Origin of the sequence: Roseateles chitinivorans, assembly GCF_050632145.1 — a bacterium.
Taxonomy (GTDB): Bacteria; Pseudomonadota; Gammaproteobacteria; order Burkholderiales; family Burkholderiaceae_C; genus Roseateles; species Roseateles chitinivorans_B.
The window spans coordinates 2,909,498-2,929,839 of the sequence record NZ_CP192577.1 but is presented as its reverse complement, the minus strand read 5'-3'; the positions used below and the strand labels follow the sequence as shown (position 1 = coordinate 2,929,839).

General features: G+C 69.1%; 15 protein-coding genes and 2 pseudogenes. 1 reads left to right on the top strand and 16 read right to left on the bottom strand.

Annotated features, from left to right (window positions below):
• Positions 1-76 precede the first annotated feature (76 nt).
• The 3 genes from ACQ86G_RS13535 to ACQ86G_RS13525 all read right to left on the bottom strand — a co-directional run bounded on the left by ACQ86G_RS13535 (position 77) and on the right by ACQ86G_RS13525 (position 3,487).
• A complete protein-coding gene (locus ACQ86G_RS13535) occupies positions 77-616 on the bottom strand; it encodes a hypothetical protein (protein ID WP_431261030.1) in 540 nt (179 codons plus the stop codon).
• 24 nt (positions 617-640) lie between these two features.
• Complete coding sequence (locus ACQ86G_RS13530; RefSeq protein ID WP_431261029.1) at positions 641-1,336, bottom strand: phytanoyl-CoA dioxygenase family protein; 696 nt, start codon at positions 1,334-1,336, stop codon at positions 641-643.
• A gap of 135 nt (positions 1,337-1,471) precedes the next feature.
• Complete coding sequence (locus tag ACQ86G_RS13525; protein ID WP_431261028.1) at positions 1,472-3,487, bottom strand: peptidase inhibitor family I36 protein; 2,016 nt, start codon at positions 3,485-3,487, stop codon at positions 1,472-1,474.
• Positions 3,488-3,807: 320 nt separating this feature from the next.
• On the opposite strand from ACQ86G_RS13525, the gene ACQ86G_RS13520 reads away from it, so the two are divergent.
• Entirely contained in the window at positions 3,808-5,220 is a 1,413-nt protein-coding gene (locus ACQ86G_RS13520; RefSeq protein ID WP_431261027.1) for a carbohydrate-binding protein, read from the top strand.
• A gap of 99 nt (positions 5,221-5,319) precedes the next feature.
• On the opposite strand, the gene ACQ86G_RS13515 is transcribed toward ACQ86G_RS13520, so the two are convergent.
• The 13 genes and pseudogenes from ACQ86G_RS13515 to ACQ86G_RS13455 form a co-directional block, all read right to left on the bottom strand.
• On the bottom strand, positions 5,320-5,709 hold the full coding sequence (locus ACQ86G_RS13515) for a hypothetical protein (protein ID WP_431261026.1): 390 nt from the start codon (positions 5,707-5,709) through the stop codon (positions 5,320-5,322).
• Positions 5,710-5,899: 190 nt separating this feature from the next.
• Complete coding sequence (locus ACQ86G_RS13510; protein ID WP_431261025.1) at positions 5,900-6,763, bottom strand: HDOD domain-containing protein; 864 nt, start codon at positions 6,761-6,763, stop codon at positions 5,900-5,902.
• Between the two features lie 51 nt (positions 6,764-6,814).
• On the bottom strand, positions 6,815-7,522 hold the full coding sequence (locus ACQ86G_RS13505; RefSeq protein WP_431261024.1) for a Crp/Fnr family transcriptional regulator: 708 nt from the start codon (positions 7,520-7,522) through the stop codon (positions 6,815-6,817).
• Between the two features lie 170 nt (positions 7,523-7,692).
• Positions 7,693-9,017 (bottom strand): annotated as a pseudogene (locus ACQ86G_RS13500) (glycerate kinase type-2 family protein).
• 27 nt (positions 9,018-9,044) lie between these two features.
• Positions 9,045-9,959: a 2-hydroxy-3-oxopropionate reductase gene (glxR, locus tag ACQ86G_RS13495; RefSeq protein WP_431261023.1), complete on the bottom strand. Its 915-nt coding sequence runs from the start codon at positions 9,957-9,959 to the stop codon at positions 9,045-9,047.
• A 117-nt stretch (positions 9,960-10,076) separates the two neighbouring features.
• Positions 10,077-10,856, bottom strand: a complete 780-nt coding sequence (garL, locus tag ACQ86G_RS13490) for a 2-dehydro-3-deoxyglucarate aldolase (RefSeq protein ID WP_431261022.1) — start codon at positions 10,854-10,856, stop codon at positions 10,077-10,079.
• Positions 10,857-10,946: 90 nt separating this feature from the next.
• The gene (locus ACQ86G_RS13485; RefSeq protein ID WP_431261021.1) at positions 10,947-11,942 is read right to left on the bottom strand and encodes a Bug family tripartite tricarboxylate transporter substrate binding protein; all 996 of its coding nucleotides are present in this window, start codon (positions 11,940-11,942) and stop codon (positions 10,947-10,949) included.
• 35 nt (positions 11,943-11,977) lie between these two features.
• Positions 11,978-13,264: an enolase C-terminal domain-like protein gene (locus ACQ86G_RS13480; protein ID WP_431261399.1), complete on the bottom strand. Its 1,287-nt coding sequence runs from the start codon at positions 13,262-13,264 to the stop codon at positions 11,978-11,980.
• A gap of 86 nt (positions 13,265-13,350) precedes the next feature.
• Positions 13,351-14,345, bottom strand: a pseudogene (locus ACQ86G_RS13475) (Bug family tripartite tricarboxylate transporter substrate binding protein).
• A gap of 705 nt (positions 14,346-15,050) precedes the next feature.
• Positions 15,051-15,797, bottom strand: coding sequence for a FadR/GntR family transcriptional regulator (locus ACQ86G_RS13470; RefSeq protein WP_431261020.1), 747 nt, complete (start codon positions 15,795-15,797; stop codon positions 15,051-15,053).
• Between the two features lie 163 nt (positions 15,798-15,960).
• Positions 15,961-16,767 carry a DNA-binding transcriptional regulator KdgR gene (gene kdgR, locus ACQ86G_RS13465; protein WP_431261019.1) on the bottom strand — a complete coding sequence of 269 codons (807 nt, stop codon included), beginning with the start codon at positions 16,765-16,767 and terminating at the stop codon, positions 15,961-15,963.
• Positions 16,768-16,796: 29 nt separating this feature from the next.
• Positions 16,797-19,172 (bottom strand): pectinesterase family protein, encoded by a 2,376-nt coding sequence (locus ACQ86G_RS13460; RefSeq protein ID WP_431261018.1) that lies wholly within the window; start codon positions 19,170-19,172, stop codon positions 16,797-16,799.
• 17 nt (positions 19,173-19,189) lie between these two features.
• A complete protein-coding gene (locus ACQ86G_RS13455) occupies positions 19,190-20,341 on the bottom strand; it encodes an oligogalacturonate lyase family protein (RefSeq protein ID WP_431261017.1) in 1,152 nt (383 codons plus the stop codon).
• Position 20,342 lies beyond the last annotated feature (1 nt).

The following is a 20,342-nucleotide window of genomic DNA, read 5'->3' as shown; positions in this document are numbered from 1 at the left end:
TCAATGGACGAAAGTCCTGTGGTAGCGCTTGGTGATGCCGGAGAGGCTGCCCCGCTCGACCACGCCTCTGCCGGAATCATCGACAGGTAGGCGACTCCACCTCGTATCCGAGCCAGAGATACAGATGGGAAGCGACCTTGCCGCCCCGCTTGTCGATCAGGTGCACACCTTCGCGACCCAGGCAAAGTTCAGCGCGGACGCGACTGCCATCCTGGCCGGTGACTCGAAGGCTGCTTGCATCGCCTGACACGGCCCCGACGTCACCGAAGGCCGCGAGTCCGACGAACGGAAGATCGGCCCAGTCGCCGGGAACCTTCGCACGATAGAGCTGCGGTTTGGCATCGGTCAGCTTGTTGGCGGCGTTGACGTCTTCGGTGGTTGGCTGCAGGTCGCTGCCGCGCAGCAGCTTGCAGCACTGGGGCCGCGACTGCCCATCCGCATATTGCAGGTGAATGGTCGCCGTCGCCGGAACGACGCGGTCGGTGACCAGCAATGCATTGCCGTCACCGTCCAAGGTCACGAGACCGAATGCGATGTTGGGAGAACCGACACATGCCGAGCACCACAACAGAAGTGCCGCCAGCGGCAGCGCCAGTGTTCGGAATCTAGTGAGCATGGTCTGAGAAATTTGTCCTGTGGCTCATGCTTCGGCTGATGCCGGCAGACGTGTTGCAGCCCACGCCAGTCCGAATGGCAATCGCGGCGGTCCGAACACGACATGCAGGACGCGGCGCCTGCTGGTCCCGGTGGACTTCGACGACGCGTGCAGCGCCAGCGGGCGCATGACCAGCGCGTCGCCCGCCGCGGCGAGGCAGGTGGACTCGCCCCGGTCGGCACGGACCGCCGCGGCCGCTTCCGGCGAGAGCACCCCCAGCCGGTGCGAACCCGGGACCACGCGCAGCGGTCCATCTTCCACGCCGCAGGCATCGAGGTGCAGGCGGACGGCGATCAACTGTTCCAGGACCTGCGGCGGCGGCTGCACGAACACCGTGCCCTCCTTGTCGGACCAGCCCCGCAGCATCGGCGCCTCCACACGTCGCGCCACCGGGATGCTCAGGTCCAGATGCAGGGCGACCAGCCAGTTGCGATCGCTCGACTTCTCGAAGTAGGTGCACTGGACCGCGACGTGGTCCTCCGGGATCAGCGACCGCAGCACGCGATGCGCCTGCAGTGTGGTCGCCAAAGCGGCGATCTCCGGCCTGTCCAGGAGGCAGCGGGAGCCGCCCACGGCGCCCTCGCGCAACATCACCGGCGCCAGCGCCTTCAGTTCCTCGGGATCGACCACGGACTCGATCAACGCGAATCCGCCAGCCTCGAAATCGACGTCGACACTCATGCGGCGCATTCTGCGGGAAGTCGGAGACCGACCGTCGACGCCGCCGTTGCCGTCGCCCCCAACGACAACGGGGGACCGAGCCCTCCGGCCCCGTCCCCCGTCTGACTGTCAGCGCGCGAGTGCGCGCTCAGCCGCTCAACGCGCCGATTCGATGCGCTGCGCGTTCAGGCCGTCCGACACGATGAACTCGAAGCGGCCGCCGGCCGGCAGTTCATGCGTATCCAGCGTGGCCTCGCCACCTTGCAGGTCCTGCGCCAGGTTCAGGCGGCGGGTGCCGTCCGTCCAGGTCACGCTCAGGAACGGCGCGGCGTCCGCATCCCAGCGCAGCGTCGCCTTGCCGCCGGCTTCCTTCACCGACACCTGCGCACGGCTGCCGCCGGCCGCCTGGGCCTTGGCACGGGCGCTGGTCACGCGCGCCTGGGCCTGCGCCAGGGTCACGCCGTCCTTCAGCACGCTGATGCTGGCGATGTTGTCGACCTTCGGCACGAGCACGCTGAAGTGCTGGTTGTCGCCGTCATGGTCCAGCGACTGCGCCGTGAAGGCCTGGTCCACGATCTGGCCGCCCGTCGTCTGCACGCGCAGCACGTACGGGCCGGAGGCCACGTCAGGCTTGGCGAACAGCGACTTCACCGGATTCACCTCGACCTGGCGGCCGTTGATGTTGCCGCTGATCAGCAGCACGTCCTGCGCCACCGCCTTGGCTTCCGCCGCCTGTGCCTTGACCGTGTCGGCCGGCGTCAGGAAGGTCTGCATGATGCGGTAGTTGTAGTCCGAGAACACCGTGCCGCCGCAGTAGCTCATGATGTCGTGGCGGTCCGTCGGGCGCGGGTCGTAGAACGAGTTCGTGTCCGACAGGTAGCTCCAGATGTAGCGGCCCGGCTTGCCCAGGTTGGCGTCCGGGTACGGGTACTTCGGATCCGGCGAACCGGCGCCGCCGCAGGCCGCGTGCGGCAGCGAGAAGTTGTGGCCGAGTTCGTGCGCGACGACATCGCGCACCGTGTCCGGATTGCTCGGCATGTCGAAACCGACCGCCGAGTTGCCGGGCACGTAGCCCAGACCCGCCAGGCCCCAGGTGCGCTTCGGGATGAAGCCGAAGTAGTAGTCGTGGCGCGCGGCGCCCTCGATGCGGTGCAGGTCGGCCAGCTCGCCCAGGATCTTGCCGAAGGCATCGCTCCACTGCGCGTCGGTGGTCGGCAGCGTCGTGACCTTGCCCGACACGAAGACCGGATGCGACTGGGGCGTCACCGTGGACACCGGGAACAGCGCGCGCAGGTGACCGGTCTGGTCCACCGGCAGCTGGCCGGTCGTGCCGGCGATGCGCACCGCGATCGGCACGAAACGCATCGGCGTGCCGCCGCCGACGCGAGGCGTGAAGGTCTGCGCCGCGGCGCCGGCCACGGTGACCGTCACCTTCAGGCCGTTCTTGACCAGCTCGGCCGGCACGGAGACCGTGTAGGCGTCGTCGAAGGATTGCGTGTCGGAGACCGTCGTCGGCAGGCCGCGGCGCGGCGCGGCCAGCACCAGGTCGCGGCTGCTGCCGTCGACGGTGTTCTCGACGCGCACCAGGCCCGTCGGCGCGGCGGTGCCGGCCGGCGCGGTCACGTTGACCTTCAGCAGCGTCGGCTTGTTGGCGACCAGCACCAGCTGGTTGTCCGTGCTGCCGTAGAGCATCGACTGCGCGAACTGCACCGACGCCAGCGTCACGTTCGACGAGACGATCTTCGTGACGCGCATCGAGGAGACCGCGTCATTCATGCTGACCGAGGTCAGGTTGGCGTTGTCCGCCGTCAGCGTGACCGAGCGGCCGCCGAAGTTGATGTCGGCGAACAGCTCCACCTTGAAACCGGCGGGCACGCGGATGGACGAGACACGGTCGTTCCAGGTCGGTCCGATCCAGCTCGTCGTCGTGCTGCGGCACAGGCCGGCGCCGGTGTAGTTGGCGTGTTCATAGAAGCAGACCTGCGGATCCGCGGCCGCGGTGACGGCGCCCGCCGCTGCCGTGGCGGTGCCGCTCTGCTGGCCCGCCGCGACCAGGCCGCCGGCGCCGTCGCTGCCGCCGCCGCAACCGACGAGCACGCCGGCCAGGGCCAGCGACAGGGCCAGCGGATGCAGGCGGAGTGCGCCGGTCGGGCGCTGGGTGGTGATCGTCATGGAATCCGTCCTTTAGACCTTTGGAGGTAGGCGGCGGATTATTCGGAGCGCTCTGCGCACGGCGTGCAACCGGTCGCGCCGATTCGTAAGCGGTCGCAAGCAGGTTTCCAGCCTTTCGGGCTTTACACGGCGGACACGCGCCCTCGCCGGCCCGAAACCACGCAACGCCTGGTTGCATTCGAAACCGAAAACGCGTCGCCGATTCAGGGACAGCCATGAAAGCGATTTCATAAAACGCCACAGAATCGCCGGCGATCGACCGAGGCCGCGCGGATGTCGCGCTGCGCCCGACCGGTCCCTCAACCCCAAGGGAGCTCGCGATGACACTGTCCCACTCGTTCCGCCGTCCTGTCCTCACCGGTCTGCTGGCCGCCCTCGCCCTGTGCGGCGTGGCGTCGAGCGCCCTCGCCCAGACCAAGGTGGTCGGCTACATCCCGGCGTGGAAGAACCTGCGCGCCGTCGCCGACCGCACCGACCTGAGCAAGCTCACGCACATCAACCTCGCCTTCGCGAATCCGTCGGGCAGCGGCGCCTTCCTCAGCAACGGCAATCCGACCTGCATGGACGCCTCCGGCGCCGACATCAGCTACGTGGTGCAGAAGGCCCACGCGGCGGGCGTGAAAGTGCTGATCTCGGTGGCGGGCGGCTCGATCCCCGGCTGCTCCGGCAACTGGCAGAGCCTGCTGGCACCCGGCAGCCGCGCGGCCACGGTCAACGGCCTGGCGCAGTTCGTCAACACCTACGGGCTGGACGGCGCGGACATCGACATCGAAGGCAGCCTGCTGACCGCCATCGACCGCGCCGGCAACTACACGCCGTTCATCCAGGCGCTGCGCGCCGCGCTGCCGGGCAAGCTGGTCACCGCGGCCACGGCCACCTACGAGGGCGGGATGATCCCGGTCTCCTCGATCCCGCATTTCGACTTCGTGACCATCATGTCCTACGACAACGTGGGACCGAGCTGGGGTCAGGTCGGCCAGGAGCACTCGAGCTACGCGATGGCCCAGAGCAACGTCGCGACCTGGCAGTCGCGCGGCCTGCCCAAGGACAAGCTGGTGCTGGGCGTGCCGTTCTACGGCTACGGCTTCAACGGCTATGCGTCGGACTACGGCTTCAACGACATCATCAACCAGTTCGGCGCGTCCGCAGCGCAGAAGGACCTGATCGGCACGCTGTGCGCGAGCTGCGGCTACATCACCTACAACGGCATCCCGACCATCAAGGCCAAGACGCGGCTGGCGCTGCAGCAAGGCGCGGGCGTGATGATCTGGGAGCTGGCGCAGGACGGCAACGGCGCCAACAGCCTGCTGACGGCCATCCGTTCCGAGATCGGCGGCGGCACCACGCCGCCCCCGTCGACCGGCAAGCTGATCGAGGCCGAGGCCTTCACCAACCAGAGCGGCGTGCAGACCGAGGCCTGCAGCGAAGGCGGCAGCAACGTCGGCTGGATCGATGCCGGCGATTGGATGGCCTACGCCAACGTCAACTTCCCGAGCAGCGGCAGCTACCGCGTCGAGTACCGCGTCGCCAGCCCGAGCGGCTCGCGCCTGTCGCTGGACCTGAACGCCGGCAGCATCCAGCTCGGCCAGGTCACGATCCCGGCCACCGGCGGCTGGCAGAACTGGACGACGGTCTCGCACACGGTCAACGTCAACGCCGGCACCTACGCGCTCGGCGTCTACGCGCCGGCCGGCGGCTGGAACCTGAACTGGGTGCGCATCACGAAGCTGTGAGCACGCGCTGAGGGCATGGTGCTCTCCCGCGCTGGCGGGGAGCGCCGCTTCAGGTCAGCGCGGCACCGCGCGCGATCAGCCGCGGCGCCGACGGCTCGGTCATGTCGCCGGCACGCGGATCAGCACGGACAAGGTCGGCAGATCGGCGCGCTCGCGGAAGAACAGCAGCAGGTCGGAGTGCGCCTTGAAACAGGTCAGGCTCGCGCCGAGCGGCAGTGCGCGAGGCGTTTCAGCCCGCGCCTGTTTCAGCAGGGCCTCGTCGATCGGCTGTCCCTGGTACGTGACGGCGTCGATGCGCGCCGTCTGGTCGCGACGTTCGAACGAGGTCTGGACGACGATGCGCCGCCGCGAACTCGTGCATTCGAAATCGTTGGTGGCGCGGATGATCCCGGGACGCTCGTCCTCGCGGAGTTCCAGCGTCGACAGGTCGGTCGATTGAGCCACAGCAGCGGCGGCGCCGAGCATCAGCAACGGCAGCAGCGCCGCCATGGGCAGCTTGTTGAAAGTCTTGATGATGGTCTCCCTGCGCCCGCCGTCCGGCGGGATGGCCGCGCGGTCCGGGCGAGTGCAGCACCTTATCCCAAGACCGGCTCAAGACCGGCGCACGAGCAGGTCACGGACGGGTCATGGGCAGGGTCCGCCCGATTCACGCCCGCGCCGCACCCGTGCCGCGCCAGGATCACTTGAGCATCAGCTCCACGTCCTGTCCCGGATCGCCGCAGCCGTCCAGGCGCAGGCGCAGGAACTCGAGGTCCAGGTGGAGGTGCTCGACCAGTTCGGGCACCGCGGTCGTGAGCGCCGCGATGCGGTCGACGTTCGTGTCGCAGGCGTCGGCCACCACCTCGGACAGGTGCAGGATCGCGGCGAGCATCGAGAAGGGCTTGACCTCCAGCGGCACGTTCGCATCCTTGAAGGCCTCGACCAGGTCGGCCGGGAAGTGCCAGTGCGCGGCCAGCGCCGCCGTGACGTCGGCATGCGTGCAGCCGAAGCGGTGCGATTCCAGCGAGAAGCGGCTGCCGGGCTCGGCCGCGTGGGCTTCCACGTCGGCGACCTGATCGGGCTCGCTCATCGCCATCATCAACTGGCCGGTGCGCAGCATCAGGCCGGCGAGGTAGGCGGTGTCCGCGTCGCCGTGCAGCAGCTTGGCCAGCAGCCGCGCATACCCGGCCGTGCGCATGCTGTGGCGCCAGAAGCGCTGGCGGTCCAGGCCCTTCACGTCGGGGAAGGTGCCCGTCAGGCTGGCCGCCATCGCGAGGTTGCGCAGCGTCTCCAGGCCCAGCGCCATCGCCGCGTCCTGCAGCGTGCTGATCGTGTGCGACGGGCTGTAGCGCGCGGAGTTGGCGAGTCGCAGCACCTTGGCCGCGAGCGTCGAATCCTTGCCGATCAGTTCGGCGATCTGGCCGAGCGAGACGCCGTCGTCGTCCAGGCTGCGCAGCAGCTTGCGTCCGACCTCGGGCATCACCGGAAGGCTGGCGTGCCCCCCGAAGAATCGTTCCGCGCTGGAAACGGTGGTGGTGGCGGGGGTCACGCTGGCGATCGTCACATTGGCCTCCTTGGGGACGCAACGGAAAGTGTGGCGACCAGTCTAAGCCGCTCAGCGACCGCGCGCCAGCGCCAGCAGCTCGACCCGGTCCAGCAGCCCGATGCGGTAGCCCCGGACCGCCACGATGCCACGGTCGGCGAGCTGGCGCAGCGTGCGCGACAGCGTCTCCGGGGAGATCGACAGCTGCGCCGCCACGTCCCGCTTGCGCTCGGCCAGCTGCAGTTCCTGCGCGGCGCCGGCCTGCGCGAGCAGCCAGGCGGCCACGCGACCGGTGGCGTCCTTCATCGTCAGGCCGCGGATCGCGTCCTGCGCGTCCCGCAACTGCGCCGCCGACGTCCGCACCAGCGCCTCCAGCACCAGCGGCTGCGAGCGCAGCCACATCGTCGCCACCGCCATCGGCCAGACCATCAGCAGCGCCGAGGAGGACACGACGCTGACATCCTCCTCGTAGCGGCCTTCCAGCCAGGCGGTGTGCAGGTCCAGCCACTGCGGCCCGGTCAGCGGACCGCGCGCGGCGACCTTGCCGTCGCACAGCGCCAGCATGGCCACGGCGGCGTCGCCGCGACGGATCGCCAGCTCGCCGGCCTGGCAGCGCCGCACCTGCGTCATGCCGGCCAGCGCGGACCAGCTTCCGCCGTCGAGCAGCACGTCGCCGAGCAGCGCGCGCCACGGGATCGGATGGCCGGGGCCGGGGATCAGACCGGCGCTGGCAGGTGGCGACGGGGGTGGAGAGAGGTCGGGGGTCAGAGGGGCAATCACGGGCGTTCTCGGAAACCGGGAATGCCGGACTGTCCTCGCCCTGGACGGAAATTGCCTTGAGGCGCGTCAACATCTGGTCAATCTCCCCCTGGATTCGCTCCACGGGGGATATCCGCTGCCCTGCCGCTGCCCTGCCGATGCCCGGCTGTCGACGCCTGACCCTCGACGGATCAGCGGATCAGCAGCGCGCGGAAGTCGTTGACGTTGGTCTGCGTCGGTCCGGTGATCAGCAGGTCGCCCAGGGCCTCGAACAGCGCGTAGCCGTTGTTGGCCGCCAGCAGGTCCGCCGGCTTCAGGCCGAGCGCGCGGGCGCGCTCGAGGGTACTGGGGCTGAGGAAGGCGCCGGCGTTGTCCTCGACGCCGTCGATGCCGTCGGTGTCCGCGGCCAGGCCCCAGACCTCCGGCTGCCCGTCCAGCGCGATCGCGCAGCCGAGCACGAACTCGCCGGCCCGGCCGCCACGTCCGGGCTGCGGGACCAGCGTGACCGTGGTCTCGCCGCCGGACAGGATCAGGCAGGGCTTCGCGAAAGGTTCGCCGTGCCGTGCCACCGAGCGCGCCAGCGCGGCGTGCACGCGGCCGACCTCGCGGGACTCGCCCTCGATCTCGTCGGACAGCACGTGCGCGGTGATGCCCAGCGCGCGCGCCGCCTCGGCGGCCGCGAGCAGGCTCTGGCGCGGCGCCGCGATGATGCGCTGCTCATGGCCGTCGAAGCAGGGGTCGCCGGGCTTGGGCGTCTCCCACTCACCGCGCTCCAGCGCGTCGACGGCGAGCTGCGGCAAGGCGATGCGGTAGCGGCGGCAGATCGCCAGCGCCTCGGCGCAGGTGCTCGCGTCGGGCACCGTCGGGCCGGAGGCGATCACCTGCGGATCGTCGCCCGGCACGTCGGAGATCATCAGCGTCAGCACCTTGGCCGGCGCGCAGGCGGCGGCCAGCCGGCCACCCTTGATGCCGCTGAGGTGCTTGCGCACGCAGTTCATCTCGACGATGTTGGCGCCGCTGGCCAGCAGCGCGCGGTTCACCGCCTGCTTGTCGGCCAGCGTCAGCCCCGGTGCCGGCAATGGCATCAGCGCCGAGCCTCCGCCCGAGATCAGGCAGATCACCTGGTCGTCGGGCGTCGGGTTGAAGTCGCGCACCTTCTGCATCATCCGGGCCGCGGCGCGCTCGCCGGCGGCGTCGGGCACCGGATGCGCGGCCTCGACCATCTCTATGCGGCGCGGCCGGTAGTCCGGCGGGATGTGGCCGTAGCGCGTGATCACCAGCCCGGTCATGGGCGCACTGGCCGGCCAGGCGGCCTCGAAGGCCTGCGCCATCGACCCGCCGCCCTTGCCCGCACCGATCACCAGCGTGCGACCCTTGGGGGCGGCGGCAGGTGACTGGCCAGGATCTTCCCCGGCAGCGCGCGGTCCACCGCGACGCGGTAGAGGTGCCTCAGCAGCGCGCGGGGATCGGCGACCAGGTCGGCCGGAGGAACGGAGGCGTCGGAGGGCTGGCTCATGACCGGTGATTGTGGAGACCTGGCCCCTCAGGCGGCGTCCGTAGTGCTACCGACCTCGTGATTGGCCAGCACTTCCAGCGCGCGCACCAGCGCCGAGTGGTCGAGCTGGTCCCAGCCCTGCGCCGCGGCGGCCTGCATCAGCTGCGCGGTGTTGGCCGTGTTGGGCAGCGCCACGTTCATGGACTTGGCGCTCTGCAGCGCGAGGTTCAGGTCCTTCTGGTGCAGCGCGATCCGGAAGCCCGGATTGAAGGTGCGCTTGATCATGCGCTCACCGTGGACCTCGAGGATGCGGCTGGAGGCGAAGCCGCCCATCAGCGCCTCGCGCACCTTGGCCGGATCGGCGCCGGCCTTGGAGGCGAAGACCAGCGCCTCGCTCACGGCGGCGATGTTCAGCGCCACGATGATCTGGTTGGCGACCTTGGTGACCTGACCCGCGCTCGCGCCGCCGACCAGCGTGATGTTCTTGCCCATCAGCTCGAACAGCGGCTTGATGCGCGCGAAGGTGGACTCCTTGCCGCCGACCATGATCGACAGCGTGCCGGCCTTGGCGCCGACCTCGCCACCGGAGACCGGCGCGTCCAGCCATTCGGCGCCGAGCGCTTCGATGCGAGCGGCGAAGTCCTTGGTCGCGATCGGCGAGATCGAGCTCATGTCCACGACCGTCTTGCCCGCGCCCTTGCCGCCGGCGAACGCGGCGGCGATGCCGCCCTCGCCGAACAGCACGCGCTCGACGTCCGGCGTGTCCGGGACCATCGTGAAGATCACGTCGGCCTGCTCGGCCACGTCCGTCGCGCTGGCGCAGACGGTGGCGCCGGCGGCGGCCACTTCCTCGCGCACCTTGCTGCGCGTCTGGACGAACAGCTGATGCCCGCCCTGCGCGAGACGCACCGCCATGGGCGCGCCCATGATGCCCAGGCCGATGAAACCGATCTTGATGCTCATTGCAGTTCTCACTTTCACTACTGATTCAATGGTCGTCTTGACCAAGCAGGGCACGAGGCGCCGGGTTTGCCGGGCCTCGGAGCCGCCCCCGGGGGCGCGCGAAGCGCGTAGGAGGGGTCAAAACTTGTCGCGCAGACCTTGGGTCGCGCTGCGGAAGATGCCGAGGTCGCTGCCGACGGCGACGAAGGTGGCACCCTGCTCGATGTAGCGGCGCGCATCGGCCTCGACCGGCGCCAGGATGCCGACCGGCTTGCCCGCGGCCTTGCAGGCGGCGTAGATCGTCGCCATCGCCGCCTGCACGTCCGGGTGCTGCGGGTTGCCGAGGTGGCCGTAACCGGCCGCCAGGTCGGACGGGCCGATGAACACGGCGTCCACGCCGTCGATCGCGGCGATCTCCGCGACGGCGGCCACGCCGGCCGGGCTCTCGATCTGGACGACCACGGTGATCTGCTCGTTGATGCCCTGGAAGTAGCCGGGCACCGTGCCGTAGCGGTTGTTGCGCTGCGAGACGGACACGCCACGGATGCCTTGCGGCGGATAACGCGTCGAGGCGACGGCCCGGGCCGCCTCCTCCGCGCTCTCGACGAACGGGACCAGGAAGTTGGAGAAGCCCGCGTCGAGCAGCCGCTTGATCTCCACGGCGTTGTTGCTGCTCGGCCGCACGACCGGCGCGCTCACGCTGTCCTTGAGCGCCATCAGTTGCGGCACGAAGCTGCTGACCTCGTTGGGCGAGTGTTCGCCGTCCAGCAGCAGCCAGTCGAAGCCGGCCACGCCCAGCACCTCGGTGCTGATCGGGCTGGCGAGCGAGCACCAGCAGCCGATCAGGCGCTCGCCGGCGATCAGGCGCTGGCGCAGCGTGTTGGGGAAGGCGGAATAAGGCGTGGTCGGCGTCGGCATGACGGGCTCCTCAGGTCGGAATCAAACGGGTCTGCGTCGACGCGACCGACGACGCATCCAGCGATGCGCCTTCGATGCGCCGATCGGCAATCAATCGAGCTTCAGTCCGCTCTTGGCCACGACGCCCGCCCACTTCTTGCGCTCGGCGTTGAAGAAGGTGTCCATCTCGGCGGCGTTCATCGTGTTGACCTCGGCGCCCTGCGCGGCCAGGCGCGCGCGGACGTCGGGCATGCGGATGATGGCGATCAGCGCGGCCGACAGCTTGTCGATGTTGGCCTTGGGCATGTTGGCCGGGGCCAGGATGCCCTGCCAGGTGCCGGACTCGAAGCCGGTGGCGCCCTGCTCGGCCAGCGTCGGCACGTTGGGCAGCAGCGGCACGCGGGTGGACTTGCTCACGCCAATGACCTTGAGCTTGTTCTGCTGCACGAAGGGCAGCGTCGCGAGCATGCCGTTCATCAGCACCTGCGTCTGGCCGGCGATGGTGTCGGTGACGGCCTGCGAGCCGCCCTTGTACGGGATGTATTCCCACTTCGCGCCGGTCAGGCTGGCGACCTGGAAGCCGGCCAGGTGGGGCGCACTGCCCATCGCGGTGACGGCGAAGTCGATCTTGGACTTCTTGGACAGCTCGACCAGTTCCTTCAGGTTGTTGGCCGGCACCGACGGGTGGACGACCAGCATGTGCGGCGAGTACGCCAGCATCGCCACGCCCTTCAGGTCCTTGGACGGATCGAAGTTGAGCTTGGTGTACAGCGACGGGCTGATGGCCAGCGCGCTGACATCGCACAGCATGATGGTGTAGCCGTCGTTGGCCTTGGCGGTCTGGTCGGCGCCCATGTTGCCGCTGGCGCCGGGCTTGTTCTCGACGATGACGGTCTGCTTGAGCGCCTCGCCCAGCAGCGGCGAGATGATGCGGGCGATGATGTCCGAGGAGCCGCCCGGGGTGTACGGGACGATGATCTTCAGCGGCTTGCTGGGCCAGGCGGCTTGCGCGTAGGCGCTGGGGGCAACACCTGCCACCGCGGCCACAGCGGCGGCGGCGGCGGCGGTCTTGATGAGGGCACGGCGGGCGAACTTCTTGTCTTGCATGTTGTCTCTCTCCAGGTGTCGTTCGGGGGGATCGTTCAGCGGACCATGCAGGGCCGCTTGGGATCGAACTTCCAGTCGGGGATCAGGTGCTGCATGGCGATGGCGTCGTCGCGCGCGCCCAGGCCGTGCTGCAGGTAGAGCTGGTGGGCCGCTTCGACGGCCTTCATGTCGAGCGTCACGCCGAGACCCGGCGCGGTCGGGACCGCGACCTCGCCGTCGACGATCTGCAGCGGCTTCTCGGTCAGGAACTGGCCATCCTGCCAGATCCAGTGCGTGTCGATCGCGGTGAGGCGACCCGGCGCGGCGGCCGCGGCATGCGTGAACATCGCCAGCGACACATCGAAGTGGTTGTTGGAATGCGAGCCCCAGGTGAGGCCGAAGTCGCGGCAGGTCTGCGCGACGCGGACCGCGCCGGACAGGGTCCAGAAGTGCGGGTCGGCCAGCGGGATGTCGACGGACTGCAGGCTGAGCGCGTGCGTGAACTGGCGCCAGTCGGTGGCGACCATGTTGGTGGCCGTCGGCAGGCCGGTGGCGCGGCGGAACTCGGCCATCACCTCGCGGCCGGAGAAGCCCTCCTCCGCGCCGCAGGGATCCTCGGCGTAGGCGAGCACGCCGCCCAGGTCGCGCAGCAGGCGGATCGCGTCCTTCAGCAGCCAGCCGCCGTTGGGATCGAGCGTGACGCGCGCCTCGGGGAAGCGGGCCTTCAGCGCCTTGATCGCCTCGACCTCCTCCTCGCCGCGCAGCACGCCGCCCTTGAGCTTGAAGTCCTTGAAGCCGTAGCGCGCCTGCGCGGCGGCGGCCTGCTCGACGATGGTCTCCGGCGTCATCGCGACGTGGTGGCGGACCTTCAGCCAGGCGTCGGTCGCGGCATCGCTGCCGGCCTCGTCCTCGGGCGTCTTGTAGGCCAGACCCGTCTTCGTGCGGTCGCCGACGAAGAACAGGTAGCCCAGCATCGCGACGCTGTCGCGCTGCTTGCCTTCGCCGAGCAGCTCGCACACCGGCACGCCCAGGTGCTGGCCGAGCAGGTCCAGCAGCGCGCATTCGACGGCGGTGAGCACGTGGATGGTGGTCCGCAGATCGAAGGTCTGCAGGCCGCGGCCGCCGCTATCGAGGCCCTTGAACTTCTCGCGCACCTGCGCCAGCAGCGCGTTCCACTTCGCGACCGGCTGGCCGACGAGCAGTTCGCCGGCCTGCTCCAGCGTCTTGCGGATGGGCTCGCCGCCGGGGATCTCGGCGATGCCGACGTGGCCGGCGTCGTCCTCGAGGATCAGCAGGTTGCGGGTGAAGAACGGCGCATGGGCGCCGCTCAGGTTCATGAGCATGCCGTCGCGGCCGGCGACCGGGATCGCGCGGGCGGAGGTGACGATGGGACTGCTTGCGCTCACGAGAAGCTCCTGGTCAATCTGAATCAATCGGCGGTGATCTTGCGGGTCTCGATGACCTGCTTCCAGCGCGCGAACTCGGTCTTCTGGAAGGCCTGCGCCTGGTCGGCCGTGTTGGCGACGGTCTCGATGCCGATGTCGGTGAACTTCTGCTTCACCGAGGGCTCGTGCAGCGCGGCCACGATGTCCTTCTGCAGCTGCGCGCGCACGGCGGGCGGCAGGCCCCGGGGGCGGCGACGCCTTGCCACGAGTAGACGTCGGCGCCCTTGATGCCGGACTCGGACAGCGTGGGCACGTTGGGCAGCACGGCGGAGCGCTTGTCGCCGGTCACGGCCAGCGCGCGCAGCTTGCCGCCGAGGATGTGCGGCAGCACCGCGTTGACGTTCTGGAACGAGGCCTCGATCTGGGCGCCCAGCAGGTCGCTGATCGCCGGGGCGCCGCCCTTGTAGGGGACGTGCAGGCCGTTGGTGCCGGTCTGCAGCCAGAACAGCTCGGCGGTGAGGTGGTCGGAGGAGCCGTTGCCCGAGGAGGCGAAGCTCATCTTGCCCGGCTCCTTCTTGAGCGTGTCGATGACGTCCTTGACGCTCTTGAGCGGGGACGAGGCGGGCACGACCAGCACGTTGGGCGCCTGGATGGCGACGGTGAGCAGGTCGATGTCCTTGAGGGCGTCGTACTGGACGGCCTTGATCAGGTGCGGCGCGATGACGAAGGGTCCGAGCGAGGACACCAGCAGCGTGTAGCCGTCGGGCGAGGCGCGCTTGACCTGGGTGGTGCCGAGGGTGCCGGTGGCGCCGGGGCGGTTGTCGACGATGACGGTCTGGCCCCACTTCTTCTGCAGCTCGGCGCCCATGGCGCGGGCCAGCATGTCGGTGGAACCGCCGGCGGGGAACGGGACCACGATGGTCACCGGCCGGTCGGGGAAGCCGCTGGCGTGGGCCAGGCCGGCCGCAAAGGTGGACAGGACGGCGGCGCCGAGGGCGGCACCGGCTTTGACGGCCAGGCGGCGGGTCAGGACGGTCATGGTTTTGTCTCCAGGAAGGAACCGTGGAAACCGCTCTTGGTGCGCCCTCGGGACTCAGCCCAGGGTCGCTTCGGCGGCCTTGTTGTCAGTCATCATACAAGTTGAGTCGCGCGGATGACAAGGCGCGAAACCAGCGCGGCGGATCGGGGAATACACGTATCGAAGTCAGTTCCAGCCCGCGATTTACCGAGTTGAACTATGGGGAGTTCGCGACACGGCTCGCGAGCGCCGCACCGGCGCAAGCCTACGATTTCCAGCCTGTCTGGGCCGAGGAACGGCCTGCTAGGAGACGCTGGAAATGACGATGTATCACTACACCGAATGCGGGCTCGACAACGTCTGGCTCATGAACGGATTTGAATTTCACGAGACGGCGTATGGGCCCGCCATGTCGTTCAGCGCTCACGACGCGATCCACGATGCGCTTGGCTCCTACATCGCCTGCAATCAGGAACGTCTGTCGGGCCAGGAGGTCCGGTTCTTGCGGACCATGTTGGGACTGTCGCAACAAGCCATGGCCAAGGTCCTTCGCCTGCCCACACAGGTCGTGCGTCGCTGGGAGCAAGGCGTTCCGTTGCCCAGGGCCCATGAGGAGATGCTTCGCCGCTTCTACCTCGACTGCGCCGCAGGCGATGAGTCGCTGAAGTCCGCCTTCAAAGCGATCATGGCCCTGGAACGTGCCCTCTATTGGAAGATGACCGAGAACTATCCGCGCTCTTGGAGCGCCAACGCCGCACGCCGGCGCCGTTCGCGGCTGTTGGCCAAATGCGTCCGCATGGCGGCGCGGGCAGCCTCGGTGTCGCGCGCGGCGATCGCGTCGAGGATGCTCTCGTGCTCCGCGTTCACGCGGAGCAGGTAGTCGCGCTGCGCCACCGGGTCCTCGTCGCCCGCGGCCTGCAGGCTCGCGAGGCGCGCGCGCGGGATGCTGGGGGCACCCAGCGTCGCCATCAGCTGCTCGAAGTGCGGGTTGCCCGTCGCGCGGGCAATCTCGAGGTGGAACTGGAAGTCCGACGCCACCGCGTCCCGGCCCGCCTCGGCCGCCTCGGCGAAGGCCGACAGCGCCGCGCGCATGTTGTTCAGGTTCGCGTCGCTGCGCCGCTGCGCGGCCAGCGCCGCCGCCTCGGTCTCGATGCCGATGCGCAGCTCCAGCACCGCGACGACGTCGTGCAAGGTCGCCATCTGCTCCGCGCCGATGCGGAACGGGCCGCCCTCCCCCAGCCCCAGGACGAAGGTCCCGATGCCGTGCCGGGTCTCGACCAGCCCCGCCGCCTGCAGCTTGGAGATCGCCTCCCGGACCACCGTCCGGCTGACCTCGAACTCGGCCATGATCGCCGCCTCGGTCGGCAGCTTGTCGCCGTTGGCGAGCGCACCCGCACGGATCCGGTCCTCCAGCGCGCGGACAAGGCCGAGCGCCAGCGATTTCGGACGGGAACGGGTCAACGAAGCATTCATCACGGGATCAGTTGTACGACAACATCGACCTCCGCGACAACCTCGTTATCTCGGTGTCGCGTCGATGCTGCGTGTTATCGAGCGTTGTTTCGGGGGACGGCGGCCGGCAGGACGCCGGGTGCCGCGGGACGGGGATTGTCCCGGACCGGCGACGCTCAGTGCGTCAGGCGACGTCCAGCGGGAACTTCGTGCAACCCAGCCGCGCCGAGATGTCCCGGCTGGCCGCCTGCAGCATCGCCACGACCTCGGGCGCCTTGGCGTCGTCGTAGCGGAAGGTCGGGAAGCTGACGCTCATGCCGGCGATCGGCTGGCCCAGCCGGTCGAAGATCGGCACGCCGATGCAGCGGATGTGGTCGTCGAATTCCTCGCGGTCCTCGCCGAAGCCCTGCCCCTTCACCCGCTCCAGCTCGGCCTGGAAGGCGGCCGGCTCGATGATGGTCTTGTCGCGGAAGCGCTGGAACTCGGCGCCGGCCAGCACGCGCGCCCGGCGCTCCGGATGCTCCCAGGCCATCAGCACCTTGCCGATCGCCGTGCAGTGCAGCGGCGCGCGACGGCCGATGCGCGAGTACATGCCCAGCATGTGCTTGGAATCGACCTTGTGGACGTAGATGATCTCGCTGTCGATCAGCGTGCCCAGGTGCACCGTCTCGCCGGTGGCGTCGGCCAGCATCTGCATGTGGTGCTTGGACAGGTCGACCAGGTCCGGGTACTGCAGCGCCTTCGCGCCGATCTCGAAGACCTTCATCGCCAGGCCGTAGCGTTCGCTGTCGGTCTCCTGGCGGACGTAGCCCAGCGTCTTCATCGTCTGCAGGAAACGGTAGACCGTCGCCTTGGGCATCGCCAGCCTGACGGACAACTCCGAGATACCGGTATCACTGCGTTCTGACAGGGCCTGCAGGATGGCGAAAACCTTGAGCACGGCGGCCACGGATTCGGGCTGCTGCTTGCCATCGTTCAGATCGTCATCCATGCGCTCGGTGTTCCTGGAAAGGGGAGATTTCACCACAGCCGGCCCGTCCCCGCACCGGCGCGGACTTGGGCGGCCACATCGCGTGCAACCCCGATGGGCAGCCGGTATGGCGGTGTCCAGCCGGCGTCGTCGACGACAGCCTTGTCAGGGTTCGCGACGCGCAGCGAACGCGCCGGATCGAAGGGGGCCCCATTGAAGCTCGAGCCGCGATCCGAGAGTCGATCGCCCTTGAGCAGGCGCGCGACGCGCTCGGGGCCGATGCCCGACGCGGTCTCCCAGGCGTTGGCCTCGCTCAGCACCTGCGATTCGATGCCTACCCCGATCGAGTAGCCGTAGGGATAGTCGCCGTCGGCCGTCGCGACATAGAGGTTGTTGGCGACGTGCACCTGCCCGTAGCGCACGCGCGGCGTGCGCTCCTTCACCTGCTCCCAGAGGTTGTGGTGCAGCGTCACGCGCAGGTGGCCGCGATCGTCGCGATGCCCGTCGCCGCCGCCGATCAGCATCGTCTTGTCGTGCCGGCGGAAGACGTTCCAGGACACGGTGATGAAATCGGAGCGTCGGGTGATGTCGAGCAGTCCGTCGTGCCGCTGCAGGCGCTGACCCAACGCCACCGGTTCGCGCGGATCGGGCCGCTCGCCGTCGTCGAAGGCGCAGTGGTCGATCCACACCTGCGTGGCCTCGCGCAGCGAGACGGTGTCGTACTCGGAGTTCCATTCGCCGTGGCCGTTGTCGTTGGGGTCCCAGGCGGGGAAGAAGTCGTAGGCATCGGAGAAGCGCAGGTTGCGCAGGACCACCTGAGAGACCTTGTCCAGCATCAGCGAGCCGCCGTCGAAGCCGGCGTCGGGGGTGACGCCGACGATCGTCGTGTTCGACGGCACCTTGACCACGACCTGCGCGGCCTGCCGCTTGGCAGAGCGCCTGCGTGCGTCCTCGAGCGGCCCCGAAGGTTCGCGACGCCCCCAGGTCGCCGGGTCGTATTGCCTGACGAAGGCATCGAAGTCGAACGCAGGATCGCGGAAGTCGTCCATGCCCAGGCGGCGTCCCGCGGCCTCCGCGGCGAGGTCGATGCGCGCCGCGACCGCGATCAGCTTGGGCGTGTCGCCGAGCGCGATCGCCGCGTCGAGTTCCGCGCGTGTGCGAACGACGCGGACCGCATCGGGCCTCGCCTTCGCGCCGCCGATCGTGCCGCCGTTCATCGATGCCCAGCCATTGCCGGACGCGATCGCATCGAACGCGACGGCAGGCAATGCGACCGGCAGCGCGAGGTTGCGGTACTCGGCCATGCGATTCGCCGCGTCACCCGTGGCGCTGAACGGACGTCGCGAGGTCGATGCGGACCACGGCGCCAGATGCGGCCCGAACAGGTTGCCGCGCAGCACCGCCTGACCGTTCGGGATCGTCGGCGATGCACGCCATCCGCCGCGGGCGACGCCGCGGTCCCACGCCCGGCCAAGACTGATGCTCGCCGGCGCCACGCCCGGCTCAGCGAGCCAGCGCGAATCCTGGATCAGGAAGCCCCGCGCGAGCGCGTTGGGCGTGCTGGGCGCGATCACGTGCCCACCGTGGCCCGGCACGCGACGACCGGCGCGACTGACGATCAGGCTGTCGTCGATGACCAGCGTCGCGCCGCCGAAGATGAAGTCGACATCGCCACGTATCTCCGTGCGACGCGCGAGCACGCGCGCCTCATGCGTCCCGTCGTTTTCCCGTTCCGCATAGAACGTGTCCTGATGCCCGATGAGCCGCACCTGTTCCAGCTGGATCCGGTCGCCACGCGTCATCAGCGCGACGGCCTGCGCGCCGCCGCTTTCACCGACACCGGCGGGATAGGCCTGCCCATCGCGGACTCGGTCCATCGCGTCGTTCGCGATGGTCAGGCGGGCGAGCTGGACGTCGTCGCTGAACAGCATCACGCTGGCGCTTCCAGGCGTGCCATGGGTCTCCGCGTCGAGCAGCGGCATGCAGCGATGCGCGACCTCGCCTTTCGCTTTCGGCAGCGCGTTGTAGCGGCCTTCGAGGATCACGACCTCGGACGGATCTCCCGCGCCGTACAGCGCGAACGGCGCCTTGTCCTGGATGCAGAGCGGTTCGCGGTAGATGCCGGGCTTCACGAGCACGTACGCGCGCGGGGCCGTCCCCGCCGCCCTTGCGGGCAGCGCATCGATCGCCGCCTGCACCGTGCGGTGCGTGCCGCTGCCGTCCGCGGCGACGACAAAGGTCGGCGTCCAAAGCGAGGGATCGAGCGGCGCCGGCTGCCAGTCGCCGAGGTAAGCGGCGACGGTCGCCGTCGCCGCCTGCGCGTCGGAGAGTTGGGGGCGATCCGGTATCGGGGCCGTCGACGCCACCGCGGCCTCGCCCGACAACCCCATGAGGACCAGACTCGCCGTCACGACTGCGCGCCGCATCCCCATCCGCCCCTGCATCACAGATCCGCCAGATACAGCGCCGGCTCGCCCTCGGCGTCGGCGCTGAAGAGGACCTGCTTCTCATCCGGCGTGAAGGACGGATGCGGATGCGTGACCTGCCGGTTGCCCTTGTAGACGCGCCACGAGCTGTCATGCCGCGCGACGCGGCGCTCGGTGCCGGCCTTCAGGTCGAAGACGTGCAGGAAGGGATCGGTCGCGATCTGGTGGCTGCCGGTGTCGGCGACATCGGCCGGCGAATCGCAGCCGTCACCGATCAGCAGCGTGCCGTCCTGGTTGCTCATCAGGTGCGAGCACGGCGGCATGCGCGTCAGGCGCTTCGATTCGAGCGTCACCGGGTCGAGCGAGCAGATCCAGCGGTCGCGCTGCCCCTTCAGGTAGGAGACGTAGATCATCGCGGAGCCGTCCGGCACCCAGAACTCGTGGGTGCAGCTCTCGCCCGGATCATGGCGGCGGCCGCAGCGGACGTTGCGGCCGTCCTCGTCGATGAACCACATGCGCGCGTCGACGAGGTCGTGCGGCCCTTCGTGGCAGTACGCGACGGTGTTGTCGTCCCCCGGCCGGTATTGCGGATGCCCGAGCCAGCCCTGCTGCTCGAGGATCACCTCGCGCGCGCCGGTCATCAGGTCGATGCGGATCAACCGGCAGCGCGGCTTCGCATGGAACATCTGGTGGAACTTCTGCCAGTCGCTGAGCGGGAACCAGTCGCTCGCCGCGATCTCGATGCCGACCATCTTGGTGCAGGCCGAATTCGCCACCCAGGTGCCGTACCCGACCCAGCCTTCGGGCACGGTGTAGACGACCTCCTCGCCCAGATCCCGCATGGACAGGCGGATCAGCTGCCGCTCGGCACGGACGAAGTAGAGATGACGATCGTCGGGACTGAGGAAGCCGCCGAAGGTGTTCTCGCCCGGTTGGTCGGTGAGCTGCGTCGCCACCTGCGTCTTGAGGTCGAGCAGGTGGTAGTTCCAGCTCGTGCCCGGCCCGAACTCCGCGCCGAAGATCAGCTGGGTCCCATCGTTGGTGAAGCACTTCTGATAGAAGTAGTTGCGATGGCAGGTCACGTCGGTGGGCGTCAGCCGCGTGACGCGCGCGCCGGTGTCCGGATCCTCGCGGGTGACGAAATGGAGCTGTCGTTCGTTGGCTTTCATG

Bases quoted from the DNA above. Each gene is read 5' to 3' on its own strand.
- ACQ86G_RS13535 (WP_431261030.1), bottom strand. From the start codon at position 616: ATGCTCACTAGATTCCGAACACTGGCGCTGCCGCTGGCGGCACTTCTG.
- ACQ86G_RS13460 (WP_431261018.1), bottom strand. From the start codon at position 19,172: ATGCGGCGCGCAGTCGTGACGGCGAGTCTGGTCCTCATGGGGTTGTCG.
- ACQ86G_RS13530 (WP_431261029.1), bottom strand. From the start codon at position 1,336: ATGAGTGTCGACGTCGATTTCGAGGCTGGCGGATTCGCGTTGATCGAG.
- kdgR (WP_431261019.1), bottom strand. From the start codon at position 16,767: ATGGATGACGATCTGAACGATGGCAAGCAGCAGCCCGAATCCGTGGCC.
- ACQ86G_RS13515 (WP_431261026.1), bottom strand. From the start codon at position 5,709: ATGGCGGCGCTGCTGCCGTTGCTGATGCTCGGCGCCGCCGCTGCTGTG.
- ACQ86G_RS13480 (WP_431261399.1), bottom strand. From the start codon at position 13,264: ATGCTCATGAACCTGAGCGGCGCCCATGCGCCGTTCTTCACCCGCAAC.
- ACQ86G_RS13520 (WP_431261027.1), top strand. From the start codon at position 3,808: ATGACACTGTCCCACTCGTTCCGCCGTCCTGTCCTCACCGGTCTGCTG.
- ACQ86G_RS13470 (WP_431261020.1), bottom strand. From the start codon at position 15,797: ATGAATGCTTCGTTGACCCGTTCCCGTCCGAAATCGCTGGCGCTCGGC.
- ACQ86G_RS13525 (WP_431261028.1), bottom strand. From the start codon at position 3,487: ATGACGATCACCACCCAGCGCCCGACCGGCGCACTCCGCCTGCATCCG.
- ACQ86G_RS13455 (WP_431261017.1), bottom strand. From the start codon at position 20,341: ATGAAAGCCAACGAACGACAGCTCCATTTCGTCACCCGCGAGGATCCG.
- glxR (WP_431261023.1), bottom strand. From the start codon at position 9,959: ATGAGCATCAAGATCGGTTTCATCGGCCTGGGCATCATGGGCGCGCCC.
- ACQ86G_RS13485 (WP_431261021.1), bottom strand. From the start codon at position 11,942: ATGCAAGACAAGAAGTTCGCCCGCCGTGCCCTCATCAAGACCGCCGCC.
- garL (WP_431261022.1), bottom strand. From the start codon at position 10,856: ATGCCGACGCCGACCACGCCTTATTCCGCCTTCCCCAACACGCTGCGC.